Source organism: Stenotrophomonas sp. 278 (assembly GCF_003935715.1).
In the GTDB taxonomy this organism is placed as follows: domain Bacteria; phylum Pseudomonadota; class Gammaproteobacteria; order Xanthomonadales; family Xanthomonadaceae; genus Stenotrophomonas; species Stenotrophomonas maltophilia_AH.
The window spans coordinates 26,076-34,117 of the sequence record NZ_RHPP01000031.1 but is presented as its reverse complement, the minus strand read 5'-3'; the positions used below and the strand labels follow the sequence as shown (position 1 = coordinate 34,117).

Genomic DNA, 8,042 nt, shown 5'->3' with positions numbered 1-8,042 from the left:
GGGCCGTGCCGACCGCGTCGGCCGGCTGGCGGTGGGCCTGGACTGCAATCTGGCGGTGTGGGACATCCAGGCTCCGGCCGACCTGGTCTACCGCATCGGCTTCAATCCCCTGCACGCGCGCGTGATGCGCGGTGAACCTGTCTGAGTATCGCTGTGATGTCCGGAGATTCCATGAGCAACACCCTGACCCTTCTCCCAGGTGCAGTGACCCTGGCCCAGTGGCGCGCCATCTACGAAGGCGCGCAGGTGCGCCTGGACCCGGCCAGCGCCGACGCCGTTGCGCGCAGCGCGCAGACCGTGGCCGACATCGTCGCCAAGGGCGAGCCGGTGTATGGCATCAACACGGGCTTCGGCAAGCTGGCCAGCGTGCGCATCGAGCGCGATGACCTGGCCACTCTGCAGCGCAATATCGTGCTGTCGCACGCCGCGGGCGTGGGTGAGCCGATGCCGGCGAATGTGGTGCGGCTGATGATGGCGCTGAAGCTGACCAGCCTGGCCCAGGGCGCGTCCGGCATCCGCCCGGAAACGCTGGCGCTGCTGGAGGCCTTCCTGCAGCACGACATCGTGCCGGTGATTCCGTGCCAGGGGTCGGTCGGTGCGTCGGGCGACCTGGCACCGCTTTCGCACCTGGCCAGCGTGATGATCGGCGTGGGCGAGGCCTTTGTCGGTGGCGAACGCCTGCCCGCAGCCGATGCGCTGGCACGACTGAAGCTGCAACCGCTGGTGCTGGGCGCGAAGGAAGGCCTGGCCCTGCTCAATGGCACCCAGTACTCCACCGCCTACGCGCTGGCGGGCCTGTTCGAGATCGGGACCGTGTTCCATGCCGCGCTGGTCGCCGGCGCGCTGTCGGTGGAAGCCGCCAAGGGTTCGGACACGCCGTTCGATCCGCGCATCCACCAGATCCGCGGCCAGCGCGGGCAGATCGCCACCGCCGCCACGCTGCGCGCACTGATGCGGGGCTCGGCGATCCGCGAATCGCACCGCGACAACGACGTACGCGTGCAGGACCCGTACTGCCTGCGCTGCCAGCCACAGGTCATGGGCGCGGCCTTCGACGTGATGCGCCAGGCCGCGACCACCCTGGTCATCGAAGCCAATGGTGTGTCGGACAACCCGCTGGTGTTCACCGACACCAACGAAGCGCTGTCCGGCGGCAACTTCCACGCCGAGCCGGTCGCCTTTGCCGCCGACATGCTGGCGATGGCGGTGTGCGAAATCGGGTCGATCAGCGAGCGCCGCACCGCGATGCTGGTGGACCCGGCACTGTCCGGCCTGCCCGCCTTCCTCACCCCGAAGCCCGGTCTCAACTCCGGCTTCATGATTCCGCAGGTCACTGCCGCTGCACTGGTGTCGGAGAACAAGCAGCGCGCCTATCCGGCCAGCGTGGATTCCATTCCCACCTCGGCCAACCAGGAAGACCACGTTTCGATGGCCGCGCATGGCGCGCGCCGTCTGCTGGCGATGGCGGAGAATGCCGCCAATGTCGTCGGCATCGAACTGCTGGCCGCCGCGCAGGGCTGCGACTTCCATGCCTCGCTGCGCTCCAGCGAGGCACTGGAAGCCGTGCGCCAACGCCTGCGCGCACAGGTTCCCACCCTGCAGGATGACCGTTACTTCCATCCCGATATGGTGGCCGCGACCAAACTGGTACGCAGCGGCGCGCTGGCCGAAGGGCTTGCCGACATCCTGCCGGCAGTGGAGCCACTGGCATGACCGGACACCCGGACTGGCTGCAGGTGCACCGCGGCGACGCGCCGCTGATCGTGAGCTTCCCGCATACCGGCACCGACCTGCCGGACGCGCTCGCCGAGCGCTTTGTTTCGCCTTGGCTGGCACGCCGCGACGCTGATTGGTGGGTGCACGATCTGTATGACTTCGCCCGCGCCATGGGGGCCACCACCGTACGCTCGGCGATCTCGCGCTCGGTCATCGACCTCAACCGCGACCCCAGCGGTGCCTCGTTGTATCCCGGCCAGAACACGACCGGCCTGTGCCCGCTGACCACCTTCGACAACCAGCCGCTGTACCGCGAAGGACAGCAGCCGGACGCCGAGGAAATCGCCCAGCGTCGTGCGCAGTATTTCGATCCCTATCACGCCGCCCTTGCCGGTGAGATCTCGCGCCTGCGCGCGCTGCATGGCACCGTGGTGGTGTACGACGCGCACTCGATCCGCTCGCACATTCCGCACCTGTTCGACGGTGAGCTGCCGCAGTTCAACCTCGGCACCGCCGGTCCTTCCGGTGCGGTCGACACCAGCTGCGACAACGCGCTGGCCGACGTGGTGGAGAACATCTGTGCGTTCAGCGGCATGCCGCATGTGCGCAACGGTCGTTTCAAGGGCGGCTGGATCACCCGCCATTACAGCGACATTCCGGCCGGCGTGCACAGTCTGCAGATGGAACTGGCCTGCCGCGGCTACATGCACGAACCCATCGACGTGGACGTGCACAGCTGGCCCACCCCGCTCGACCCCGACCACGCCGCACCGCTGCGCCACACGCTGCAGCAGGTGCTCAACGCCTGCCTTGAATTCGCGAACGCCCGGAGTGCTGCATGAGCCGTCACGATTCCACCCGCACCATCATTGCCCCCACCGGCACCACGCTGAGCGCCAAAAGCTGGCTGACCGAAGCGCCGCTGCGCATGCTGATGAACAACCTGCACCCGGACGTGGCCGAGCGCCCGCAGGAGCTGGTGGTATACGGCGGCATCGGCCGCGCGGCACGCGACTGGGCCAGCTTCGATGCCATCGTGGAAACACTCAAGCGGCTGGAAGACGACCAGACCCTGCTGGTGCAGTCCGGCAAGCCAGTCGGCGTATTCCGCACCCATGCCGACGCGCCGCGCGTGCTGATCGCCAACTCCAACCTGGTGCCGCGCTGGGCCAACTGGGACCACTTCAACGAGCTGGATAAGAAGGGCCTGGCCATGTACGGCCAGATGACCGCCGGCAGCTGGATTTACATCGGCGCGCAGGGCATCGTGCAGGGCACCTACGAAACCTTCGTGGAAATGGGCCGCCAGCATTTCGGCGGCGACCTGGCCGGCAAGTGGCTGTTCACCGGCGGTCTCGGCGGCATGGGCGGCGCACAGCCGCTGGCGGCGGTGATGGCGGGTGCTTCGTGCCTCGCTGTGGAATGCCGCCAGAGCAGCATCGACATGCGCCTGCGCACCGGCTACCTGGACACCTGGACCGACAACCTGGACGAAGCATTACGATTGATCGAGGAGTCGTGCGCGGCGAAGAAGCCACTGTCGGTCGGCCTGCTCGGCAATGTCGCCGACGTACTGGCTGAACTGCTGGCGCGTGGCGTCAAGCCCGACCTGCTGACCGACCAGACCTCCGCGCATGACCCGGTCAACGGCTACCTACCGCAGGGTTGGACCGTGGAAGAATGGGACGCCAAGCGGGTGAGCGCGCCCAAGGACGTGGAAAAGGCCGCGCGCGCCTCGATGGCCAACCACATCCGCGCCATGCTCGGCTTCCACGCCCTCGGCGTGCCCACCGTGGACTACGGCAACAACCTGCGTCAGATGGCGCTGGAAGAAGGCGTGGCCAATGCCTTCGACTTCCCGGGCTTCGTGCCGGCGTATATCCGCCCGCTGTTCTGCCGTGGCATCGGCCCGTTCCGCTGGGCCGCACTCAGCGGCGACCCGGAGGACATCGCCAAGACCGACGCCAAGGTCAAGGAACTGATTCCGGACAACCCGCACCTGCACCGCTGGCTGGACATGGCCGCCGAGAAGATCAAGTTCCAGGGCCTGCCGGCGCGCATCTGCTGGGTCGGCCTGGGCGACCGCGACCGGCTGGGCCTGGCCTTCAACGAGATGGTGGCCAACGGTGAGCTGAAGGCCCCGATTGTGATCGGACGCGACCATCTGGACAGCGGCAGCGTGGCTTCGCCGAACCGCGAGACCGAGGCCATGGCCGACGGCTCCGATGCCGTGTCCGACTGGCCGTTGCTCAACGCCCTGCTCAACACCGCCAGCGGTGCCACCTGGGTGTCGCTGCACCATGGCGGCGGCGTCGGCATGGGCTTCTCGCAGCATGCCGGCATGGTGATTGTGTGCGACGGCACGGAAGCGGCCGCCAAGCGGATTGCGCGGGTGCTGTGGAATGACCCGGCGACCGGCGTGATGCGGCATGCGGATGCGGGGTATGAGATCGCGGTGGAGTGCGCGAAGGAGAAGGGGCTGGATCTGCCCGGGATTTTGGGTTGATCGGATAATCCCATACGCCCGCGCCGGGTGACGGCGCGGGTGCAACCTGTTAACTTTCGCGACCTCATCGCGGTTGACAGGGCATCACCTGCCATCCGCGGCCCCGTTCCGCCTTGATGTCAGACGCATGCCTTCTTCCCGTTTGCTGTACCGCCCCACCCTGTCCCTGCTGTCATTGGCCGTGCTGGCTTCGCTGAGCAGCCCCGCACTGGCCGCCCCGGCCGACGCCCCGACCACCCTCGATGCGGTCAAGGTCACCGCCGCCAGTGACGTCGAGCAGGCCCGCGCCGCACTCAAGCGCGTCCCAGGTGCCGGCAACGTGGTCGACCTGTCCCGCGCCAATGGCCGCCTGGCCAGCAGCGCCGACGTGCTGGCCTACCAGCCGGGTATCAGCGCGCAGTCGCCGGGCAATGAAGGCACCAAGGTCTCGATTCGCGGTTCCGGCATCAACCGGGGCCCGGGTGCGCATGCCTCCGGCATCTCGGTGTCGCTGGACGGCCTGCCGCTGACCGGCCCCGGCGGCACCCCGTACGAATTGCTGGAACCGCAGTGGCTGAGCCGCGCCGAAGTGCTGCGCGGGGCCAACGGCATCGAACGCGGTGCGCTGGCCCTTGGCGGTGCGATCAACTACGTGAGCCGCAGCGGACGCGATTCGGCCGGGCTGGAAGTCCAGTACGAAGCCGGCAGCCGCGGCTACCAGAAGCGCAGCATTGGCTACGGCGGTGTCAGCGGTGACCTGGACTACTACCTGGCCTACACCGACAGCGAGTACGACGGCTATCAGTACCACTCGGCCGGCGACGGCAAGGGCGCGATGGCCAACCTCGGCTGGCAGATCACCCCGCAGCTGGAAACGCGCTTCTTCGTGCGTTACCGCGAAACCAACCACGAAACGCCCGGACGCCTGACCCGCGCGCAGATCCGCCACGATCCACGCGCGGCCAATGCGGCCAACCTGTCCATCGACGCGCGCCGCCCGCAGCCGGGCAGCACCTGGCTGGGCAACATGACCACCTGGCAGATCGACGATGTGTCGTCACTGCAGGCCGGGCTGGTGTACCACAAGTACCCGATGGACTTGAACGAGAGCCTGTACCGGCAGCAGCTGGACTACAGCAACCTCAACGCCACCCTGGATTACCGCCGCCGGCATGCGCTGTTCGGGTATGACAGCGTCACCACCGTGGGCCTGCGTGTGGCCCATGACCTGGATGCGGATGTGCGCGAGACCCTGCGCTATGCCAACAACGGCTATGCCGCCGGCACCCACACCCGCGATTTCTCGCACCACGGCACCGACACCACCGTGCATGCCAGCAACGAGCTCAGCCTCAGCGACCGCCTGCGCCTGCAGACCGGGCTGGCCCTGATCAACACACGCCGCGACGTGCAGGTGACCTGGCCGTACACGCCCGAGCGACTGCACGACAGCCAGTGGGACTACGCGCCCCGCATCGGCTTCACCTGGCAGCAGACAGCGGCCACGCAGTGGTTCGGCAACCTGAGCCGCTCGGTGGAACCGGCACACCCGTGGTCGATGATCTGGGGCTCGAACCTGTATTTCCCGGCTGGCAACGGCGCTTCCACGGGCCGCCAGCGCGCCCCGGTGGAACTGGACAACCAGACCGCGACCACGCTGGAACTCGGCGCGCGCGGCGACAGCGCGTTCGGCCGCTGGGAACTGACCGGCTACTACGCGCATGTGCGGCATGAACTGCTGACGGTGGAAGTGCAACCGGTGCCGAACCTGTTCGTGGCCGAGAACAACGCCAGCCCGACCGTGCATCGCGGCATCGAAGCGGGTTTGGACAGCACGCTGTGGGAAGGCCCGGGCGGCCGCCTGGGGCTGCGGCAGGCGTATACGTTCAATGATTTCCGTTACCGCGATGACGTGCGCTTCGGGTCCAACCGCCTGCCCGGCCTGCCGCGTCATGCGTATCAGGCCGAGCTGCGCTATGACCACCCCACCGGCTGGTATGCGGCAGTGAATACCGATGCCGCCTCGAAGATGGCGGTGGACTACGCCAACAGCTTCTGGGCCGACAGCCGCGCCATCTTCGGCACGCGCGTGGGCTTCGATGCACCGGGCGGCCGCTGGCAGCTGTGGGCGGAGATGCGCAACATCGGCGACCGTCATTACGCGGCCACGGTGACGCCGGGGTATGACGATGCCGGTCGCGACGTTGCCCGTTCGACCCCGGGCGAAGGGCGCAGCGTGTATGCCGGGGTGCGTTGGCGGTTTGAGTGACCGCGATCGCACGGGGCCGCTGCGCCAATGACGGTCTGCTAGACTTCGCCCTTCAACGGGGAATCATCATGATCAGATATCTTGCGGCGGCGCTGTGCGTCATCGCGCTGCCAGCGGCTGCGCAGCCGGCTTACAAATGCTCGGATGGCAAGTCCGGCACCGTGTACCAGTCCGTGCCCTGCCCCGCAGGTGCCGAGCAGAAGCGCTTCAATGCACCTGCGGCCTCCGCGCCGGCTGCAACACCGCGCACCGAGGAGCCCAGCCTGGGCGCGCGGATGATTACCTTCACCGGGCAGCCCAGTCCGGAAGCCTGTGCGCGCCACAAACACATCCGCGAACAGGCGCTGGCCGATGCCTCGATGAAGGACGACCGCGAGTTGCATGAAATCCTGCAGCAGAACGTCGCCAAGGCCTGCAAATAAGTCTTGCGCGTTCGCGGGTGCAGCCACGACGCACCGGCTTCGGTAGGGTCGCACGACAGTCGACCGCCGATAACGGTGATTGGCGCGGTGGGGCATGGCCTTGAACGCAGAAGCGCGCCTCCGTTCCAAGGTCATGCCTTAAAGCACCGACGCACGTTATCGGCGGTCGACTGGCGTGCGACCCTACCGGTGCTCCAGCGCGGCGTGACACCCCTGCGGTGCCCGCTGCGTAGCGACACGCCATGCGTGTCATGACCACCGCGGTGCCACGCAGAATGCGGCCGTAACCTTCCTTGCAACCGTCAGTCGCGACCGAAACCGGGGCTGGCGCGGCGGTTGGGACGTGGGTGGTGGCGGTATTCGCGCACCTGCGTGTAGTGCACTTCGCGCAGCAGTCACGCGGTGTTGGTGCGCGCACCTAGCGTCGGTGGATGTCTGATTGTGTGATGTGCGTGCGTGTTTTCGTGGTGCGCGATGTAAAGGTGCGTCGCGCGTTCGGGTCGGGTGCGTCAGATGGGATCATGCTTAGAGCGCATTTCGATCTTGCGTTCATGCGTTAAAGAACGTTGGTCGTTTCACGGCCGTCGTCTGTCGACCGACGCTACCCATCCCCCGCCCGAACGAGGGTCGTCGTGACAGGCCATGCGGTTCAGCGCCATCTCCTCCCAGTAAAACTACGGGTGCCACACGCCCCCGACCGGCGGACACTACGCACTCCATCCTGCGACAGGAGTGCCCCATGAAGACGCTTCTTCCCTGCCTGTGCGGCTTTGCCGTTCTGATTTCAGCCGCACACGCGCAGCAGCTTGCCACCACGGCCGCCGAGCGCTTCGCCACCCTGGACCACAACGCCGACGGCGAGGTCAGCAAGGACGAGTACGACGGCGGGGCCCTGTTCCAGGCGCTGGATGCCGATAACAACAACCGGGTCACGGTGGAAGAAATGCAGGCCCTGCTCGGCCCCGACCGTGACGGTCAGCTCACCGCCGCCGATCGGATCCGCGTGGCGGATCTCAACGGCGACGGTGAGTTGAGCGATGAGGAGGTGCGGCGCGTGGCGGAGATGCGCTTCCAGTCACTGGACACCGACCACGACGAGGTCCTCACTCTTTCCGAACTGCAGTCCGGGTTCTGGCGTCCCAACTGACGC

At 67.2% G+C, this 8,042-nt stretch carries 6 protein-coding genes and 1 pseudogene; all 7 read left to right on the top strand.

The features are described from left to right. Positions 1 to 145, top strand: a pseudogene (locus EGJ34_RS07625) (imidazolonepropionase); the annotation flags it as partial. A gap of 26 nt (positions 146 to 171) precedes the next feature. Continuing rightward, positions 172 to 1,713, top strand: coding sequence for a histidine ammonia-lyase (gene hutH, locus EGJ34_RS07620; protein WP_125359899.1), 1,542 nt, complete (start codon positions 172 to 174; stop codon positions 1,711 to 1,713). Then, positions 1,710 to 2,558: an N-formylglutamate deformylase gene (hutG, locus tag EGJ34_RS07615; RefSeq protein WP_125359898.1), complete on the top strand. Its 849-nt coding sequence runs from the start codon at positions 1,710 to 1,712 to the stop codon at positions 2,556 to 2,558. Before hutH ends, hutG begins: the two co-directional genes overlap by 4 nt. Continuing rightward, positions 2,555 to 4,222, top strand: coding sequence for a urocanate hydratase (gene hutU / locus EGJ34_RS07610; RefSeq protein ID WP_125359897.1), 1,668 nt, complete (start codon positions 2,555 to 2,557; stop codon positions 4,220 to 4,222). Before hutG ends, hutU begins: the two co-directional genes overlap by 4 nt. Before the next feature lie 127 nt (positions 4,223 to 4,349). Further along, a complete protein-coding gene (locus EGJ34_RS07605; RefSeq protein WP_125359896.1) occupies positions 4,350 to 6,470 on the top strand; it encodes a TonB-dependent receptor in 2,121 nt (706 codons plus the stop codon). A 68-nt stretch (positions 6,471 to 6,538) separates the two neighbouring features. Beyond that, positions 6,539 to 6,892 carry a DUF4124 domain-containing protein gene (locus EGJ34_RS07600; RefSeq protein ID WP_125359895.1) on the top strand — a complete coding sequence of 118 codons (354 nt, stop codon included), beginning with the start codon at positions 6,539 to 6,541 and terminating at the stop codon, positions 6,890 to 6,892. Between the two features lie 739 nt (positions 6,893 to 7,631). Beyond that, positions 7,632 to 8,039 carry an EF-hand domain-containing protein gene (locus EGJ34_RS07595; protein ID WP_125359894.1) on the top strand — a complete coding sequence of 136 codons (408 nt, stop codon included), beginning with the start codon at positions 7,632 to 7,634 and terminating at the stop codon, positions 8,037 to 8,039. Positions 8,040 to 8,042: the final 3 nt, after the last annotated feature.

Excerpts from the sequence above, each read along its gene's own strand:
- hutH (WP_125359899.1), top strand. The coding sequence starts at position 172 with ATGAGCAACACCCTGACCCTTCTCCCAGGTGCAGTGACCCTGGCCCAG.
- hutG (WP_125359898.1), top strand. The coding sequence starts at position 1,710 with ATGACCGGACACCCGGACTGGCTGCAGGTGCACCGCGGCGACGCGCCG.
- hutU (WP_125359897.1), top strand. The coding sequence starts at position 2,555 with ATGAGCCGTCACGATTCCACCCGCACCATCATTGCCCCCACCGGCACC.
- EGJ34_RS07605 (WP_125359896.1), top strand. The coding sequence starts at position 4,350 with ATGCCTTCTTCCCGTTTGCTGTACCGCCCCACCCTGTCCCTGCTGTCA.
- EGJ34_RS07600 (WP_125359895.1), top strand. The coding sequence starts at position 6,539 with ATGATCAGATATCTTGCGGCGGCGCTGTGCGTCATCGCGCTGCCAGCG.
- EGJ34_RS07595 (WP_125359894.1), top strand. The coding sequence starts at position 7,632 with ATGAAGACGCTTCTTCCCTGCCTGTGCGGCTTTGCCGTTCTGATTTCA.